The sequence below is a fragment of the Muricoccus pecuniae genome, assembly GCF_014199205.1.
GTDB lineage: Bacteria > Pseudomonadota > Alphaproteobacteria > Acetobacterales > Acetobacteraceae > Roseomonas > Roseomonas pecuniae.
The window spans coordinates 1-17003 of the sequence record NZ_JACIJD010000014.1 but is presented as its reverse complement, the minus strand read 5'-3'; the positions used below and the strand labels follow the sequence as shown (position 1 = coordinate 17003).

Annotated in this window: 15 protein-coding genes; 6 read left to right on the top strand and 9 right to left on the bottom strand. The window is 71.8% G+C overall.

Annotated features, from left to right (window positions below; genetic code table 11):
• Position 1: 1 nt before the first annotated feature.
• The 3 genes from FHS87_RS15295 to FHS87_RS15285 all read right to left on the bottom strand — a co-directional run bounded on the left by FHS87_RS15295 (position 2) and on the right by FHS87_RS15285 (position 4167).
• Complete coding sequence (locus FHS87_RS15295) at positions 2 to 1708, bottom strand: IlvD/Edd family dehydratase (protein WP_184520198.1); 1707 nt, start codon at positions 1706 to 1708, stop codon at positions 2 to 4.
• Between the two features lie 84 nt (positions 1709 to 1792).
• Complete coding sequence (locus FHS87_RS15290) at positions 1793 to 2209, bottom strand: nuclear transport factor 2 family protein (protein WP_184520195.1); 417 nt, start codon at positions 2207 to 2209, stop codon at positions 1793 to 1795.
• A 77-nt stretch (positions 2210 to 2286) separates the two neighbouring features.
• On the bottom strand, positions 2287 to 4167 hold the full coding sequence (locus FHS87_RS15285; protein WP_184520191.1) for an ABC-F family ATP-binding cassette domain-containing protein: 1881 nt from the start codon (positions 4165 to 4167) through the stop codon (positions 2287 to 2289).
• Between the two features lie 137 nt (positions 4168 to 4304).
• On the opposite strand from FHS87_RS15285, the gene nhaA reads away from it, so the two are divergent.
• Both nhaA and ndk read left to right on the top strand, forming a co-directional pair.
• Positions 4305 to 5492, top strand: a complete 1188-nt coding sequence (gene nhaA, locus FHS87_RS15280; protein WP_184520189.1) for a Na+/H+ antiporter NhaA — start codon at positions 4305 to 4307, stop codon at positions 5490 to 5492.
• Between the two features lie 112 nt (positions 5493 to 5604).
• Entirely contained in the window at positions 5605 to 6027 is a 423-nt protein-coding gene (gene ndk, locus FHS87_RS15275) for a nucleoside-diphosphate kinase (RefSeq protein ID WP_184520186.1), read from the top strand.
• 87 nt (positions 6028 to 6114) lie between these two features.
• On the opposite strand, the gene FHS87_RS15270 is transcribed toward ndk, so the two are convergent.
• Positions 6115 to 7113: a Bug family tripartite tricarboxylate transporter substrate binding protein gene (locus tag FHS87_RS15270; RefSeq protein ID WP_184520184.1), complete on the bottom strand. Its 999-nt coding sequence runs from the start codon at positions 7111 to 7113 to the stop codon at positions 6115 to 6117.
• A gap of 96 nt (positions 7114 to 7209) precedes the next feature.
• Between FHS87_RS15270 and FHS87_RS15265 the strand changes: the two genes are divergently transcribed.
• Positions 7210 to 7683 (top strand): GNAT family N-acetyltransferase, encoded by a 474-nt coding sequence (locus tag FHS87_RS15265; RefSeq protein WP_184520181.1) that lies wholly within the window; start codon positions 7210 to 7212, stop codon positions 7681 to 7683.
• Here the strand turns inward: FHS87_RS15265 and FHS87_RS15260 are convergent.
• Complete coding sequence (locus FHS87_RS15260) at positions 7667 to 8389, bottom strand: hypothetical protein (protein ID WP_184520177.1); 723 nt, start codon at positions 8387 to 8389, stop codon at positions 7667 to 7669. The two genes, FHS87_RS15265 and FHS87_RS15260, sit on opposite strands and share 17 nt — an antisense overlap.
• A 116-nt stretch (positions 8390 to 8505) precedes the next feature.
• Here FHS87_RS15260 and FHS87_RS15255 point away from each other — a divergent pair, with 116 nt between their 5' ends.
• The 3 genes from FHS87_RS15255 (at position 8506) to FHS87_RS15245 (ending at position 11459) form a co-directional block, all read left to right on the top strand.
• Positions 8506 to 9366 (top strand): SDR family oxidoreductase, encoded by an 861-nt coding sequence (locus FHS87_RS15255; RefSeq protein ID WP_184520174.1) that lies wholly within the window; start codon positions 8506 to 8508, stop codon positions 9364 to 9366.
• A 108-nt stretch (positions 9367 to 9474) separates the two neighbouring features.
• Positions 9475 to 10644 (top strand): zinc-dependent alcohol dehydrogenase, encoded by a 1170-nt coding sequence (locus FHS87_RS15250; RefSeq protein ID WP_184520171.1) that lies wholly within the window; start codon positions 9475 to 9477, stop codon positions 10642 to 10644.
• A gap of 26 nt (positions 10645 to 10670) precedes the next feature.
• Positions 10671 to 11459: an SDR family NAD(P)-dependent oxidoreductase gene (locus tag FHS87_RS15245; RefSeq protein ID WP_184520167.1), complete on the top strand. Its 789-nt coding sequence runs from the start codon at positions 10671 to 10673 to the stop codon at positions 11457 to 11459.
• A 27-nt stretch (positions 11460 to 11486) separates the two neighbouring features.
• Here the strand turns inward: FHS87_RS15245 and FHS87_RS15240 are convergent, their stop codons facing one another.
• From FHS87_RS15240 to FHS87_RS15225, 4 genes are all read right to left on the bottom strand, one after another.
• Positions 11487 to 12518 (bottom strand): LLM class flavin-dependent oxidoreductase, encoded by a 1032-nt coding sequence (locus FHS87_RS15240; protein WP_184520165.1) that lies wholly within the window; start codon positions 12516 to 12518, stop codon positions 11487 to 11489.
• Between the two features lie 122 nt (positions 12519 to 12640).
• Positions 12641 to 14272, bottom strand: coding sequence for an NAD(P)/FAD-dependent oxidoreductase (locus FHS87_RS15235; RefSeq protein ID WP_184520163.1), 1632 nt, complete (start codon positions 14270 to 14272; stop codon positions 12641 to 12643).
• Between the two features lie 54 nt (positions 14273 to 14326).
• Positions 14327 to 15508, bottom strand: coding sequence for a BaiN/RdsA family NAD(P)/FAD-dependent oxidoreductase (locus FHS87_RS15230; protein ID WP_184520160.1), 1182 nt, complete (start codon positions 15506 to 15508; stop codon positions 14327 to 14329).
• On the bottom strand, positions 15505 to 16860 hold the full coding sequence (locus FHS87_RS15225; RefSeq protein ID WP_184520157.1) for an aldehyde dehydrogenase family protein: 1356 nt from the start codon (positions 16858 to 16860) through the stop codon (positions 15505 to 15507). The genes FHS87_RS15230 and FHS87_RS15225 overlap by 4 nt, the downstream gene beginning before the upstream one ends.
• Positions 16861 to 17003 lie beyond the last annotated feature (143 nt).

Below are 17003 nucleotides of genomic sequence, written 5' to 3'. Positions count from 1 at the left end.
CTCACTCGGCCGGGTCGTCCTCCCCCGCCAGGAAGTCGAAGTCACAGCCGCGATCGGCCTGCAGCACGGTGTCGTGGAACAGCTTCGCGTAGCCGCGCTTCGGGGCGGGGCGGGGCGGGGCGAAGTCCGCGGCGCGGCGCTCCAACTCGGCCTCGTCCACCAGCAGGTCGATGCGGCGGTTCGCCGTGTCGAGCCGGATGCGGTCCCCCGTCCGCACCAGCCCGAGCGGGCCGCCCACCGCGGCCTCGGGCGTGATGTGCAGCACGATGGTGCCGAAGGCGGTGCCGGACATGCGGGCGTCGGAGATGCGGACCATGTCCTTCACCCCGGCCTGGGCGAGCTTCCTCGGGATGGGCAGGTAGCCCGCCTCCGGCATGCCGGGCGCGCCCTTGGGGCCGGCATTCTGCAGGACCAGCACGTCATCGGCGGCCACGTCGAGCGACGGGTCGTCGATGCGGTTGGTCATGTCCTCGACGCTGGTGAAGACGACGGCGCGGCCCTCGTGCTGGAGAAGGGCGGGCGTCGCGGCCGCGTGCTTGATGACAGCGCCGCCGGGGCAGAGATTGCCGCGGAGCACGGCCATGCCGCCCGTGGACTTCAGCGGGTTGCTGCGCGGGCGGATGACGGTCTGGCCCGGCACCTCCTCGGCGAGGTTCATGTAGTCGCGCAGCGTGCCGCCCATCACCGTCGGTGCCTCCAAGTCGAGGAAGGGCTCCAGCTCCTGCAGCAGCCGCGGCACGGCGCCGGCATGGTGCAGGTGCTCCATGTAGTGGTCGCCCGAGGGCTTGAGGTCCACCAGCACCGGCACCTCGCGGCCGACCCTGTCGAACTCCTCCAGGTCCACGCGCAGGCCGACGCGCCCGGCGATGGCGGCGAGGTGGACCAGCCCGTTGGTCGAGCCGCCGATGGCCTGCAGCACCACCATCGCGTTCCGCAGTGAGCCCGGCGTCAGCAGGGCCTTCGGCGCCGGCCCGCCGCGCCGCGCCATCTCCACCGCGACCCGCCCCGTCGCCTCGCCGCAGCGCAAGCGCTCGGCATGGGGCGCGGGGATGGCGGCGCTGTGCGGGAGCGAGAGGCCGAGCCCCTCGATCATGCAGGCCATGGTGCTGGCCGTGCCCATCACCATGCAGGTGCCGACGGAGGGCGCGAGCCGCCCGCTGATCACCTCGATCTCCGCCTCGTCGATCTTGCCGGCCCGGTGCTGCCCCCAGAGGCGGCGGCAATCCGTGCAGGCGCCCAGCACCTCGCCGCGGTGATGCCCGACCACCATGGGCCCGACGGGCAGCACGATGGCGGGAATGCCGGCGGAGGCGGCGCCCATGATCTGGGCCGGCAGCGTCTTGTCGCAGCCGCCGATGAGCACCACCGCGTCCATCGGCTGGGCGCGGACCATCTCCTCCGTGTCCATGGCCATGAGGTTGCGGAGATACATGGAGGTCGGGTGGGAGAAGCTCTCGTGGATCGAGATCGTCGGGAAGGCCATGGGCAGCCCGCCCGAGAGCATCACGCCGCGCCGCACGGCCTCGATCAGCTGCGGCGCGTTGCCGTGGCAGGGATTGTAGTCGCTGGCCGTGTCGGTGATGCCGATGATCGGCCGGTCCAGCGCGTCATCGGAGTAGCCGGCGGCCTTGATGAAGGCCTTGCGGAGGAAGAGCGAGAACCCCGCATCGCCGTAGCTCGTCAGACCCTTGCGCAGCCCAGTGGACATCTGCCGCCTCCTCCCGTTTGCCGGGGGAAACTAGAGCGGATCGGGCGCGGTTGAAATCCGCCGGGGCGACGGGACGGGCCCGCGTCAGTGGCAGGCCTGGTCCCGGCAGGCCTGGGCGGTGTCGTAGAACTCGCGGAAGTCGGCCAGGCGCCCGTCCACCATCCGGATGAAGTCGGCCTTGGCGTAGCGGCACTCGCGCCCGTTGCCGCGGTAGCGCACGGTGACGGTGGCGAGGACGGCGATCCATTCCCCCTGGGCGATCACCCTCTCCACCTCGTAGCCGAGTTGGCTGACCTCGGCGTCGAGCGCGGCGAAATAGGCCTCGACGCCGGCGCGGCCCCGGCGCTCCCCGGCCCAGGAGAGCGCTTCCCCGCCGATCGAGCTCCATCGCACGTCCGGCGCGAGGGCGCCGAGCACCGCGCCCCGGTCGCCCCTGGCATAGCGCCCGTAGATGTCCCCGACCTGCGCCACGTTGCGCGCGGTGAGATCGCTCTCGCTCATCGCTGCCTCCCCGTCCGGCCCGGAGATTGGGCCGGTTGCGGGGAGGGTTTCAACAACGCAATGGAGTGGCGCGGATCTCAGGCCGCCTCGAGCTTCTCGCTCAGTTCCAGCCACTCCTCTTCCAGCTTGGACATGATGTCCGCGATGGCGGCGCGGCGGGTGTTCGCCCAGGCGATGTCGGCCGGCTTGAAGCGGGCATAGGTCTCGGTATTGCCGAGCTTCTTCTCCAGCAGCCGGTCCTCCAGCCGCAGCTTCTCCATCCGCGCCTCAATCTCCTTCACCCGCTCGCGGATGGGGGCAAGGGCGGCGCGAGCGGCGGCGCGGCTGGCGGCGGTGGGCTTTGCGGGGGCGTCGGCATCGGCCTTGGCGGCGCGGGCCTCGCTCCGCGCGTCCCGGGCGCGGCCGGCAAGCCAGGCGCGGTAGTCCGCGAGATCGCCGTCGAAGGGCTTCACCGCCCCGTCGGCCACGAGCCAAAGGCTGTCGGCGGCGAGCTCCACCATGTGCGGGTCGTGGGTGATGAGGACCACGGCGCCCTTGTAGTCGGCCAGGGCCCGGACCATCGCCTCGCGCGCGTCGATGTCGAGGTGGTTGGTCGGCTCGTCCAGGATCAGGAGCTGGGGCGCGTCGCGCGTCGTCAGCGCCAGCAGCAGCCGCGCCTTCTCGCCGCCCGAGCAGTCGCGGATGAGCGTCGTCGCCCGGTCCTCGTCCAGCCCAAAGCGGGCGAGCTGGGCGCGGGCCTGGGTGATCGTCGCCTTGGGCATGGCGGCCTGCATATGGGTCAGCGGCGTGCCGTTCGGATCCAGCGCCTCGGCCTGGTGCTGGTCGAAATAGCCGATCTTCAGCCGCGGCGCCCGGCGCACCTCGCCGGCCTTCGGCTCCAGCTTGCCGGCGATGAGCTTCGCCAGGGTGGACTTGCCGTTGCCATTGGCGCCGAGCAGCGCCACCCGGTCCTCCTGGTCTAGCCGCAGCTCCAGCCCGCGCAGGATGGTTCGGTCGCCATAGCCGACCGAGGCCCCGTACATCGTCAGCACGGGGGGCGGCACCTCCGGCGGGTCGGGGAACTCGAAGCGGGTCGCCACGTCCTCCACGATGGCCGAGACGGCGGGCAGCTTCTCCAGCGCCTTGATGCGGGACTGGGCCTGGCGGGCCTTGCTCGCCTTGGCCCGGAAGCGGTCCACGAAGGCCTGCATATGGGCGCGCTCGGCGACGATCTTCGCGTTCTGCGCGGCCTGCTGGGCCATGCGCTCCGTGCGGATCCGCACGAATTCGGAGTAGCCGCCGGGATAGGTCGTGATCTTGCCGCGATCGAGATGGGCGATGCTGTCCACGCACTCGTCCAGCACCTCCCGGTCGTGGGAGATGATGATGGCGGCGCCGGGAAAGCGCTTGAGCCAGCCCTCCAGCCAGAGGGTCGCCTCGAGGTCGAGGTGGTTGGTCGGCTCGTCCAGCAGCAGCAGGTCCGGCTCCAGCGAGAGCGCGCAGGCCAGGGCCACGCGCATCCGCCAGCCACCGGAGAACTCCCGCACCGGGCGGAGCTGCGCCGCGCCGTCGAAGCCAAGGCCCGCCAGCACGGCCCCGGCCCGGGCGGGGGCGGCGTCGGCGCCGATGGCGATCAGCCGCTCCTGCACCTCCGCCGCGCGGGAGGGGTCGCCGTGCTCGCGCTCGGCGAGCAGGGCGGCGCGCTCCGTATCGGCGGCCAGCACGGTGTCGATCAGGGACACGTCCGTGCCCGGCTGCTCCTGCGCCACATGGGCCATGCGGGCGCGGGCGGCGATGCGGACCTCGCCGCCATCGGGTTGCAGGGCGCCGGTCAGGGCGCGGAACAGCGTGGACTTGCCGGCGCCGTTCCGCCCGACGAGCCCGAGCTTGCGGCCGGGATCGAGTTGCAGGTTGGCGCCGTCCAGCAGGGTGCGCCCGGCCATTCGGATGGTCAGGTCGCGGAGGGCAAGGACCGTCATGCCCGGCTTCTACCCCGCCCGGAGCCGCGGCGAAACGCCAATGATGCAGCGCACCAATACGGGAGCAGCTCTCGATTTCCTCCTGTTACAGCTCGGAACCCATGCTAGGGCCGCCATCCCTTGAATCAGGAATCGAGATGACCAAGGCCCCGCATGCCCGCCCGAGCGCCCTGCGCCGCTTCCTGGAGGGGCAGTCCTCCGCCGGGCTGGTGCTGATGGGGGCGGCGGCCCTGGCGCTGGTCATCGCCAACTCGCCCCTGGCCGGCGCCTATGAGGCGGTGCTGCACGCCTATCTCGGCCCGCTCTCGGTGAGCCACTGGATCAATGACGGCCTGATGGCCGTGTTCTTCCTGCTGGTCGGCCTGGAGATCAAGCGGGAGGTGCTGGACGGACAGCTCTCCACCTGGCCCCGGCGCGCGCTGCCCGGGATCGCCGCGGCGGGGGGCATGGCGGTGCCGGCCCTCGTCTACCTCCTGCTGAACGGGCCCGAGACCGCGCATGGCTGGGCCATCCCGGCGGCGACCGACATCGCCTTCGCCCTGGGCGTCATCTCCCTCCTCGGCAACCGGGTGCCCGCCTCGCTCAGGGTGTTCCTCGCAGCGCTCGCCATCATCGACGACCTCGGCGCCGTCATCATCATCGCGCTTTTCTACACCTCCGGCCTCTCCCTGCCGGACCTCGCTGGCGCCGCGCTGGTGCTGGCGGTGCTGTTCGGGCTGAACCGGGCGGGGGTGACGCGGCTGCTGCCCTACATGCTGCTGGGCCTCGTGCTCTGGGTCCTCGTGCTGCGCTCGGGCGTCCACGCGACGCTGGCGGGGGTGTTCCTGGCCCTGGCCATCCCGCTCCACACCACGCGGGGCACCCCGGATTCGGACGCGCCCAGCCCCCTGCACCGGCTGGAGCACGCGCTGCACCTCCCCGTCGGCTTCCTCATCGTGCCGGTCTTCGGGCTGGCGAATGCGGGGGTGACGGTGATAGGCCTGCCCGGCTCCGCCCTCGCGGCCCCGGTCACGCTCGGCGTGGGCCTGGGGCTGCTGATCGGCAAGGCAGTGGGGGTGTTCGGGGCCTCGATGCTCTCCATCCGGCTGGGGCTGGCCGACATGCCGGCCTATGCCAGCCGCACGCAGCTCTTCGGCACCGCCCTGCTCTGCGGCATCGGCTTCACCATGAGCCTGTTCATCACCCTCCTCGCCTTCCCCGGCGAGGCGCTGCTCCAGGCCGAGGCGAAGATCGGCATCCTCGCCGGCTCCTTCGTCTCCGGTCTCCTCGGCTATGCCCTGCTGCGCGTGGCCCGGAGCGACTGGCCCGGCACCCCTTCCCGCTGAGGGGATACGAAGAAGAATCGATGGCAAGGCGGGCCGGCTTCCTCCCGCCCCCCTTGCCGAATGCCGCCCGCGCCGCTACCCGGCCCCGGACTCAATCAGGGAAACCGCCATCATGGCCATCGAGCGCACCTTCAGCATCCTCAAGCCCGACGCGACCCGCCGGAACCTCACCGGCAAGATCAACGCCGTCTTCGAGGAGAAGGGCCTGCGGATCGTCGCCCAGAAGCGCATCCAGATGACCCAGGCGATGGCCGAGACCTTCTACGGCGTCCACAAGGAGCGCCCCTTCTTCAAGGACCTCGTCTCCTTCATGACCTCCGGCCCCGTCGTCGTGCAGGTGCTCGAGGGCGAGAACGCGGTGGCCGCGAACCGCGAGATCATGGGCGCCACCAACCCGGCCAACGCCGCCGAGGGCACCATCCGCAAGCTCTTCGCCGAGAGCATCGAGGCGAACTCCGTGCACGGCTCCGACAGCCCGGAGAACGCGGCGACCGAGATCGCCTACTTCTTCGCCGGCCACGAGATCGTCGGCTGAGGCGGGCGGAGGCCGGCGCCGCCCGGCCTCCGCCCCGTTGAAGGGGCGCTCCGGCCGGGCCGGGGCGCCCTTTTCTGCTCCCGGGCGTCAGCCAAAGCTGATGCCGGTGTCCCGCATCAGCCCCTGCACCAGGGCCCGCTCGCTCACCAGCCGCGCGCCCAGCTTGTCGGCCTCGGCGGGCACGGCCACGGCGCCCATCGTGGCCAGGCGCCGGCGCACCTCATCGTCCGAGGTCGCGAAGTTCACGGCCTCCTCCAGCCGCCGCCGGACCGGCTCGGGGGTGCCCGCGCGGCAGAACATCGCGTTCCAGCTCGTCAGGTCGAAGCCGGGGAAGCCGGATTCGGCGATGGTCGGCACGCCCTCGATCCCCCCGCGCCGCTCCCCGGAGGTGAGGGCGATGGGGCGGGCCTTGCCGGCCTCGATCACGGGATGCAGCGAGTTGGCCGAGAGATAGCCGGAGGGCAGCGTGCCCGCGGCGAGGTCCCGCGCCACCTCCGCCCCGCCGCGATAGGGGATGTGCTCCATCCGCACCCCGGAGCGATGCGCCAGCAGGGCCCCCGCGAGATGCCCGGTATTGCCCACCCCCGGCGTGCCGAAGGGCATGCCGCCCTGCGTGATCCGGGCCTGGGCGATGTAGCCCTTGAGATCGGTGATGCCCGTGCCGTTCGAGACGGCGAGGATGTAGGGCACCTCCGCCACCATCCCGACGGGAAGGAAGTCGCGCTCGTAGTCGAAGGGCAGGTTGCGCTGGATGAACTGCGCGATGATGAAGGACGCGGCGTCGAAGAGAAGGGTATGCCCGTCGGCCGGCGCGGCCGCGATCTGCCCCGCGGCCAGCGCGCCCCCCGCCCCCGTGCGGTTCTCCACCACCACCGACTGGCCCAGGAACTCCGCCATCCGGGGCTGGATGAGCCGCGCCATCGTGTCCGAGTTCCCGCCCGGGGCGAAGGCGATGACCACGCGGACGGGCCGGTTGGGAAAGCCGGTCCCGGTTCCCTGGGCCAGCAGCGCGGGGGCCGGCAGCAGGGCGGCGCCCGCCAGGGCGGCCAGGTGACGGCGGCGGAGAGGGGCGCGCGGCTGCGGCATGGATGTTCCTCCGTCTCTTGCCCGGCCCTGCGCGGGGCCGGATCCTGGCCCGATGTTGCGCCGCCCCGCACCGCCGGTCGAGGCCAGGAGATCGTGATGACGCCCAGCCTACGCCCCCTTCGCCCGGAAGAGATGCCGGCGCTGGCGGCGCTGCACGCCGCCTCCTTCGCCGCGCTGGCCACGGCCTACCCGCCGGACCTCGTGCCGCCCTACCTCGCCATGCTGCGGGCGCCGGACTACGCGCCGGAGGTGCTGGCGAGCGATCCCTGGGTGGCGGAGCGGGACGGCGCGCTCCTGGGCAGCGCGGGATGGGCGGGGCAGGCGAATGGCGAAGCCCGTATCCGCAAGGTCTTCGTGCACCCCTCCGCGGCGCGGCAGGGGCTGGCGACGCGGCTCGTCCGCGCGGCGGAGGAGCGGGCACGGGCGGCGGGCCACCGGCGCTTCGTCCTGCGGGCCTATCTCAACGCCGTGCCCTTCTACGAGAGCCTGGGCTACCGGGCGGACCGGCCGGGCGAGCGGCCCCTTCCGGGCGGCCTCTCCATGCCCGTGATGTTCATGCGGAAGGGCTAGCCCCGGCCGGCCCGGCTGCGACGGACAGGCCGGCGAAGTCGCGCAGGCGCCGCTCCACGCTGGCGAAGGCGGCGCGCGTGGCCTCCGGCACGGGAGCGTCGGGCGTGCGGGTGCGGTGCTCCAGCCAGCGCGCGACGGCCCCGGCGCCCCGGCGATGGGCGGCGGCGACCAGCCCGGCCTCGGTGATGGGCAGGGGCTGCCCGTCCGTCGCGGTCACGACCGTTCCCGCCGCGCCGAGGGCGCCATTCGCCGCGAGCTGCTTTTCCGTGCGCTGGAGGAACTGCCCCATCGCGGCCTCCTGCGCCGCGGGGCTGGAGAGGAAGTCCGCCTCGCTCCGGATGCCGAGCGCGGCGGCTCGGCCCGTCCAGGCGCCGCTCGCGTCCTGCCAGCCGATATCCTTCAGGGCCACGGGCAGCATCTGGTACCGGCCGAGCGCGCCCGAGGCGGGGTTGCGCGCGGACCAGCCGGCCCCCGCGCTCTCCTGCGCCGCGATGCGGCCGCGGAAGCTGGCCAGGCCCGGCACGGCGGCGAGGCTTCCGCTGCCAACCGGCCGTGCCGCCAGGGCGGCCGGCTGCGTCCGGGAAGGAGGGGGCGCGAAGGGCGCCTGGGCCCGGGCAAGCGCGCCCTTGAAGTCCGCCGTCTTCGCAACCGCCTTGCCGGCGCGGGGCTGCTCCCCGGCCGCTGTCCCTGCCGCTCGCACGTTCATGGCGCGGAGGCTGCCCCACATAGGTTAATCAGTCACTTATATGGGCGCGCGGGGGAAACGCCCGCGCGGGCACCCCGTTCTGGCGGCATCCACTTCCCCCCGAGGAACACCGCCCCATGTCCGAACAGCAACCCCCGCAGCACCAGGACAAGCAGCCCGGCATCGAGGCCGAGATGACGCCCCGCCCGCAGTCATCCATGGAGAACTGGAAGGCCTCGGGCAAGCTGGAGGGCAAGACCGCGGTGGTGACGGGCGGCGATTCCGGGATCGGTCGCGCGGTCGCCGTCGGCTTCGCCAAGGAGGGTGCGGATGTCGCCATCCTCTACAAGGACGAGCACGTGGACGCGCAGGAGACGAAGCGCCTCATCGAGGCCGCCGGCCGGCGCTGCGAGGTGATCGCCGGCGACGTGGGCGACCCCGCCTTCGTCAGGGATGCCGTGGCGCGCGCGGCGTCCTTCCTCGGCGGGCGCATCGACGTGCTGGTGAACAACGCCGCCGAGCAGCACGAGAGCAAGTATCTCGGCGACATCGACGAGGCGCAGGTGGAGCGCACCTTCCGCACCAACATCTTCGGCTACTTCTGGATGGCCAAGAACGCGCTGACCTACATGCCGGACGGCGGCGCGATCATCAACACGACCTCCGTCACCGCCTACAAGGGCAGCCCGCAGCTCGTGGACTATGCCAGCACCAAGGGAGCGATCGTCGCCTTCACCCGCAGCATCTCCCAGCAGCTCTACGAGGCGCGCAAGATCCGGGTGAACGCCGTCGCCCCCGGCCCGATCTGGACGCCGCTGATCCCCGCCTCCTTCGACGCGGAGAAGACCGCCCAGCACGGCTCCTCGGCGAAGATGGGCCGCGCCGGCCAGCCGGACGAGGTCGCGCCGAGCTACATCTTCCTCGCCTCGGAGGCGGACAGCTCCTACATCAACGGCCAGGTCCTGCATCCCAATGGCGGGGATGTGGTGAACGGCTGAGGCGGCGCGGCGCGGGGGCGATGCAGCGGATCGCCCCCGCCCGCGTTGTGGCTCTCCGGAACGGCCAGGTCGCGCCCCGCGCCCGGCGATACCCCGGAGAACCCCCCGATGAAGGCGATCACCTGGCACGGCAAGGGCGACATGCGCTGCGACACCGTGCCCGACCCGAAGATCGAGGACGGCCGCGACGCCATCATTAAGGTGTCCTCCTGCGCCATCTGCGGATCCGACCTGCACCTCATGGACGGCATGATCCCCACCATGGAGCGGGGCGACATCGTCGGCCATGAATGCATGGGCGAGGTCGTCGAGGTCGGCAAAGACAACAAGAAGCTGAAGGTCGGCGACCGCGTCGTCGTGCCCTTCACCATCTCCTGCGGCGAGTGCTTCTTCTGCAAGAACGGCTGGTTCTCCGGCTGCGAGCGGTCCAACCGCAACGCGAAGATGGCCGAGAAGATGTGGGGCCACTCCCCCGCCGGCCTCTTCGGCTACTCCCACCTCCTCGGCGGCTATGCCGGCGGGCAGGCGGAATACGTGCGCGTGCCCTATGCCGATGTCGGCCCGATCAAGGTGCCGGCGGGGCTGACGGACGAGCAGGTGCTGTTCCTGTCGGACATCTTCCCCACGGGCTACATGGGCGCCGATTTCTGCAACCTCAAAGGCGGGGAGACCGTCGCGATCTGGGGCTGCGGCCCCGTCGGCCAGATGGCGATCCGCAGCGCCTTCCTGCTCGGCGCCGAGCGCGTGATCGCGATCGACACCGTGCCCGAGCGCCTGGCCATGGCGCGCGCGGCCGGCGCCCACACGCTCGATTTCCACGAGGTCGATGTCTACGACGCCATCCAGGAGCTGACGAAGGGCCGCGGCGCCGATGCCTGCATCGACGCGGTGGGCACCGAGGCCGACGGGACTGCGAGCTTCGACTCCGTGATCGACCGCATCAAGGTCGCGACCTTCATGGGCACGGACCGGCCGCATGTCCTGCGGCAGGCCATCCATTGCTGCCGCAACTTCGGCACGGTCTCGATCATCGGCGTCTATGGCGGCTTCCTCGACAAGATCCCCTTCGGCTCGGCCATCAACCGCGGCCTGACCTTCCGCATGGCCCAGACTCCGGTGCAGCACTACATGCCGATCCTGCTGGAGCGCATCGAGAAGGGCGAGATCGACCCCTCCTTCGTCATCACCCACACGGCGAAGCTCGAGGACGGGCCCGAACTCTACAAGACATTCCGGGACAAGAAGGACGGCTGCATCAAGGTCGTCCTGAAGCCCTGACCCGCAGGAAAGAACGGAGCGCTTCCATGTCCGACACAACCAAGCCCATCGCCATCGTCACCGGCGCCTCCACCGGCATCGGCCGCGAGCTCGCCAAGGAGGCCGCGCGCCACGGCTACGACCTGCTGATCGCGGCTGACGAGCCCGAGATCGAGGAGGCCGCGACGGAGCTGCGCGGCCTCGGCGTGAAGGTCGAGGCCGTGCAGGCCGATCTCTCCACCACGGATGGCGTGGACAAGCTCCTCGCCGCCGCGGGGGGACGCACGGTCGAAGCCCTGATGGCCAATGCCGGGCGCGGCCTCGGCAAGGGCTTCCTCGACCAGGACTGGAACGAGGTCCGCGGCGTGGTGGACACCAACATCACCGGCACGATCTACCTCATCCACAAGGTCGGCCAGGCGATGCGCGCGCGCAACGCCGGGAAGATCCTCATCACCGGCTCCATCGCCGGCTTCATGCCCGGCAGCTTCCAGGCCGTGTACAACGGCACGAAGTCCTTCCTGAACTCCTTCTCCTGGGCCATCCACAACGAACTGAAGGACACGGGCGTCACCGTCACCTGCCTCATGCCCGGCCCGACGGAGACGGAGTTCTTCGAGCGCGGGCACCTGATGGACACCGAGGTCGGCCAGGCCAAGAAGGACGATCCCGCCATGGTCGCCAAGACCGGCTTCGAGGCGATGCTGCGCGGCGACGGCGACGTGGTCGCGGGCTGGAAGAACAAGCTGCAATCCGCGGTGGCCAACGTCCTCCCGGCCGCGGTCACGGCCGAGATGCATCGCGGCATGGCCGAGCCGGGCAGCGGCAAGCAGTAGGAAAGGGCCGGGGGCTCCGGCCCTCGGCTATCCCAGCAGCTCGCGGACGCGGGGCATCACCTCGCGCCCGTAGAGCTCGATGCTCCGCATCATCCGCTCGTGCGGCAGGGTTCCCGCGCTGTACTTCATCTCGAAGCGCGAGAGCCCGAGGGCCTGCACCGTCGCCGCGATCTTGCGGGCCACAGTCTCGGGCGCGCCGAGATAGAGCGAGCCGCCCTCGATCTCGCGCTCGAAATCCGCGCGCCTCGCGGGCGGCCAGCCGCGCTCCGCGCCGATCTCGTCGCGCGAGCGCTTCCAGTGCGGCCACAACTCCTCCCGCGCCGCCTCGTCCGTCTCCGCGACATAGCCGTGGGAATGCACGCCCACGGGCTGCGCGGGCTGGCCGAGCTGCTCCAGCGCCTGATGGAACAAGTCCACATAGGGGCGGAAGCGGCGGGGATCGCCGCCGATGATGGCGAGCATCAGCGGCATGCCGTAGCGCGCGGCGCGGATCACGGATTGCGGGCTGCCGCCCACGCCGATCCAGGCCTTCAGCATCCCGTTCTCGACAGGCGGGTAGACGCGCTGGTTCCGCAACGGCGGGCGCGTGCTTCCCTCCCATGTCACGGGCTCGCCCGTGCGCAGCGCGGCGAAGAGGTCCAGCTTCTCCTCGAACAGCCGCTCGTAGTCGGCCATGTCGAAGCCGAAGAGCGGGAAGGATTCGGTGAAGGAGCCGCGCCCGAGGATCACCTCGGCTCGCCCGTTCGAGACGGCGTCGAGGGTGGAGAAGCGCTGGAAGACGCGGATCGGGTCGTCCGAGCTCAGCACCGTCACCGCCGTGCCGAGCCGGATGCGCGTCGTGCGCGCGGCGATGGCGCCGAGCAGCACCTCCGGTGAGGAAACCGCGAAGTCCTGGCGGTGGTGCTCGCCCACGCCGAAGAAGTCGATGCCCAGCTCGTCGGCCAGCACGGCCTCGTCGACGAGGTTCCGCAGCACCTGCGCGTGGGAGAGAGGATTGCCGTCCGGGCCGGCGGTCACATCCCCGAAGGTATCGAGGGCGAATTCAAGAGAGGGGGCCACGCGGTGTCCTTCGTTCGGGTCTGGCGTCACACGCCGGCTCACCTATGCAGCGGCGCGGCCCCGGTCGAGGGGCGGTCCCGTGACGCCCCTCAATCACGCTCATTCATGCGCGTGATCCCGCGTCAGGCGGCCAGAACGCCCGCGGAAAGGCTCGCCGCCAGGGCCTCTGCCGCGCGGATGCCGTCCACCCCGGCGGAGAGGATGCCGCCCGCATAGCCCGCGCCCTCTCCCGCCGGGAAGAGGCCGGGGGTGTTCAGGCTCTGCCCGGTCTCGTCGCGCCGAATGCGGAGCGGCGAGGAGGTGCGCGTCTCCACCCCCGTCATCACCGCGTCCTCCATGGCGAAGCCGCGGATCTGCCGGTCGAAGGCGGGCAGCGCCTCGCGGATCGCGGCGGTGGCGAAATCGGGCAGGCAGAGCGAGAGATCCGTCGGCGTCACGCCCGGCCTGTAGGAGGGGATCACCTCCCCCAGTGCGGTGGAGGGGCGCCCGGCGAGGAAGTCGCCCACGCACTGCGCCGGGGCGCGGTAGTCGCCCCCGCCCACGGCGAAGGCCCGCTCCTCCCAGCGCCGCTGGAACTCGATGCCGGCCAGGGGCGATCCGGGGTAGTCGCGCTCGGGCGTGATGCTGACGACGATGCCGGCATTCGCGTTGCGCTCGTTGCGGGAGTACTGGCTCATCCCGTTGGTCACGAGGCGGCCTGGCTCGGACGCCGCGGCAACCACCGTGCCGCCGGGGCACATGCAGAAAGAATAGACGGCGCGGCCCTCCGCCGCCGGTGTCTTGCAGTGGTGCACGAGCTTGTAGTCGGCCGCGCCGAGAACCGGGTGCCCGGCCTGCGGCCCGAAGCGGCAGCGGTCGATCAGCCCCTGCGGGTGCTCGATCCGCACGCCGATGGAGAAGGGCTTGGCCTCCATGTAGACGCCGCGCCCGTGCAGCATGGCGAAGGTGTCGCGCGCCGAGTGCCCGACGGCGAGCACCACGCGGTCCGCCTCCAGGAAGGAGCCGTCGGAGAGGTGCAGGCCGCGCACCGCGCGGTCGGGGCCGAGTTCCACATCCTCCACCCGCGTCCCGAAACGGTACTCGCCGCCCAGGGATTCGATATGGGCGCGCATGTGCTCGACCATGGTGACCAGGCGGAAGGTGCCGATATGCGGCTTGGAGACGTAGAGGATCTCCTCCGGCGCGCCCGCGCTCACGAACTCCTCCAGCACCTTGCGGATGCGGTTCGCGTTGTCGCCGATGCCGCTCCACAGCTTGCCGTCGGAGAAGGTGCCGGCGCCGCCTTCCCCGAACTGCACGTTGGATTCCGGCGTCAGCACGGATCGCCGCCACAGGCCCCATGTGTCCTGCGTGCGCTCCCGCACGACCTTGCCGCGCTCGAGCAGGATCGGGCGCAGGCCCATCTGCGCGAGGATCAGCATGGCGAAGAGCCCGCAGGGGCCGGCCCCCACCACCACCGGCCGCAGGCGCGGCGCGGGGGGCGTGGGCGGCAGGCGATAGGAGGTCTCGGGCGTCGGGCCGACATGCTTGTCCGTGCCGCCCAGCCGCGCCAGCACCGCGGCCTCGTCCCGCACCGCCACGTCCAGCGTGTAGATCAGCGCGATGGCGCCCCGGCGGCGGGCGTCGTAGCCCCGGCGGAAGACGCTGATGTCCAGCACCTCCCCCGGCGGCACGCGCAGCCGCGCCACCACGGCGTCCCGCAGCGCGTCGTCGGGGTGGTCCAGGGGGAGCTTGATCTCGGTGAGGCGCAGCATGGCCGGGCGGATATAGGGGGCCGGGGCGGAAAATGGTACGCGCCCGTGGCAGGGCTAGACGGACATCCCCGCGCACCAGCCCGAGGACCAGGCCCACTGGAAGTTGTAGCCGCCCAGCCAGCCCGTCACGTCCACCGCCTCGCCGATCACGTGCAGCCCCGGCACCTCCTTCGCGGCGAGGGTCTGGGAGGACAGGGCGGCGGTGTCCACGCCGCCGGCCATCACCTCGGCCTTGGCATAGCCCTCGGTTCCCGTGGGGGTCAGCGCCATTCCCTTCAGCAGCGCCGCCACCTCCTTCAGCGCCTTGTTGCCCAGCTCGCCCATAGGCCGGGCATGAGCGGCCAGCCGCACCGTGCCGAGGGCGGAGGCGAGGCGCTGGGGCATCCGCTCGGCCAGCACGGTGTGCAGCGATGCGCGCGGGCGCTCCTCCTTCCGGGCCAGCAGCCAGGCGGTCGCGTCGGCATCGGGCATGAGGTCGAGCGTCACCGCATCGCCCGGGCGCCAGGGCGTCGAGACCTGGAGGATGGCGGGGCCGGAGAGGCCGCGATGGGTGAAGAGCATCGCCTCCCGGAACCGCGCCTTCCCCACCCGCGCCTCCACGGGAAGCGAGACGCCGGAGATCGGGCGCATCAGCGCGAGATCCGCCTCCCCGAAGGTGAGCGGCACGAGGGCCGGGCGCGTCTCCACCACCGGCAGGCCGAAGCGGCGCGCGATCTCCAGCGAGAGGCCCGTCGCCCCCATCTTCGGGATGGAGAGGCCGCCCGTGGCGAGCACCAGCGCGGGGGCGGTGAAGGTGCCGCGATCCGTCTCCACCCGGAAGGCGTCGGCGCGGGAGACGTCCACGATCCGGTGGCGCAGGCGCATGTCCACCCCGCCCGCCTCGCACTCGCGCAGCAGGAGGTCGAGGATCGCCCGCGCCGAGCCGTCGCAGAAGAGCTGGCCGAGCGTCTTCTCGTGATAGGGGATTCGGTGCTTCTCGACGAGCGCGATGAAGTCGTGCTGCGTGTAGCGCGAGAGGGCCGAGCGCGCGAGATGCGGGTTTGCCGAGAAGAAGCGCGAGGGCTCCGTGCCCGTGTTGGTGAAGTTGCAGCGTCCGCCGCCGGAGATGAGGATCTTCGCCCCCGGCGCGTCGGCATGGTCGAGCAGCAGCACGCGCCTGCCGCGCTGCCCCGCGACGAAGGCGCACATCAGCCCGGCCGCGCCGGCGCCGAGCACGATGGCATCGAAATCCGTCATCCCATCAGCCGCCTGATGATCGAGAGCGGCGCGCGGGGCGGCGGGTAGCGCATGGAGGGGTCGATCCCCGCGGGCTGGCGGAAGATCGCGCGCGCGTTGGAGAAGGCCTCGAACCCCGCGCGCCCGTGATAGCGCCCCTGCCCGCTCGGCCCGACGCCGCCGAAGGGAAGGTCGGGCACGGTGCAGTGGACGATGTGCTCGTTCACGCAGAAGCCGCCCGAGGGCAGGGCCCGCGCCACCTCCTCGGCGAAGCCGCTGTCCCGCGTGTGGACATAGAGGGCCAGCGGCTCCGGCAGGGAGGAGAGGCCGGCCAGCAGCTCCGCCCGGTCCCGCCAGATGACAACGGGCAGGATGGGGCCGAAGATCTCCTCCCGCAGTAGGGCGGGGTCGGGGTCCAGCAGCACCGTCGGCTGCATGTGCAGCGCGTTCTCGCGCACCCCTCCGCCATGGGCCACGCGGCCGCGGGCGAGAAGCCCCTTCAGCCGGTCGAGATGGCGCGCGTTCACCACGCGCTGCATCCCCTGCCCCTCCGGCCCGTAGAAGCGCGCGATCGTCTCGCCCAGCGCGCCCACCAGCGCCTCCGCCCGGCTCTCATGGACGAGGACGTGGTTGGGGGCGAGGCAGGTCTGGCCGGCATTGAGGAACTTCGCCCAGGCGATGCGCCGCGCCGTCACCACGGGGTCCGCATCCCGGTCCACGACGCAGGGATTGGCCCCGCCCAGCTCCAGCGTGGTGGTGGCGAGGTTGCGCGCGGCGGCCTCGGCCACCTTGCGGCCGGTCTCGGTACTGCCGGTGAAGAAGATGTGGGCGAAGGGCTGGGCCGTCAGCGCCGCCGCCAGCTCCGGCCCGCCCCCGGCCACGGCCACATGGCCCGGCGCGAAGGCGCTGATGGCCAGGCGCTCCAGCGCCGCCGCCGTGGCGGGCGCGACCTCGGAGGGCTTGAGCACCACCGCATTCCCCGCTGCGACCGCGCTGACCAGCGGCACGAGGCAGAGCTGCACGGGGTAGTTCCAGGGGCCGAGGATCAGCACGGCACCCCGCGGCTCCATCCGCAGCGCGGCGCGGCCGGGGAGGTGGAACCAGCGCCCGCCGACCCGGCGCTCGCCGGACCAGCGCGAGAGGTTCTTCAGCGTGAGCGCGATCTCCTGCCGCACGAGCAGGATCTCGGAGGTCCAGGAATCGAAGGCGCCCTTGCCGAGATCGCTCTCAAGCGCGGCGAGAAGCTCGGGCTCCATCGCCTCCAGCGCGTCCCGCAGGGCGAGCAGCGCAGCGCGCCGGGCCTCCAGCGGGCGGGTGGCGCCGGTGGCGAAATGGGCGCGGGCGGCGGCCAGGAGGGCGGGGGCGTCGGCCATGCCCCGCTCTAGCGCGGCGGGCCGGGAAAGGCGATCCGCCCCTAGTGTCCTGATCGCGAAATTCCTACGATTATTTAGGTGATCGGTAGGGGTACGGCGATGGGCAAGCCTGCGGTGTCGATCGTGCTGAGCGCGGCCGAGCG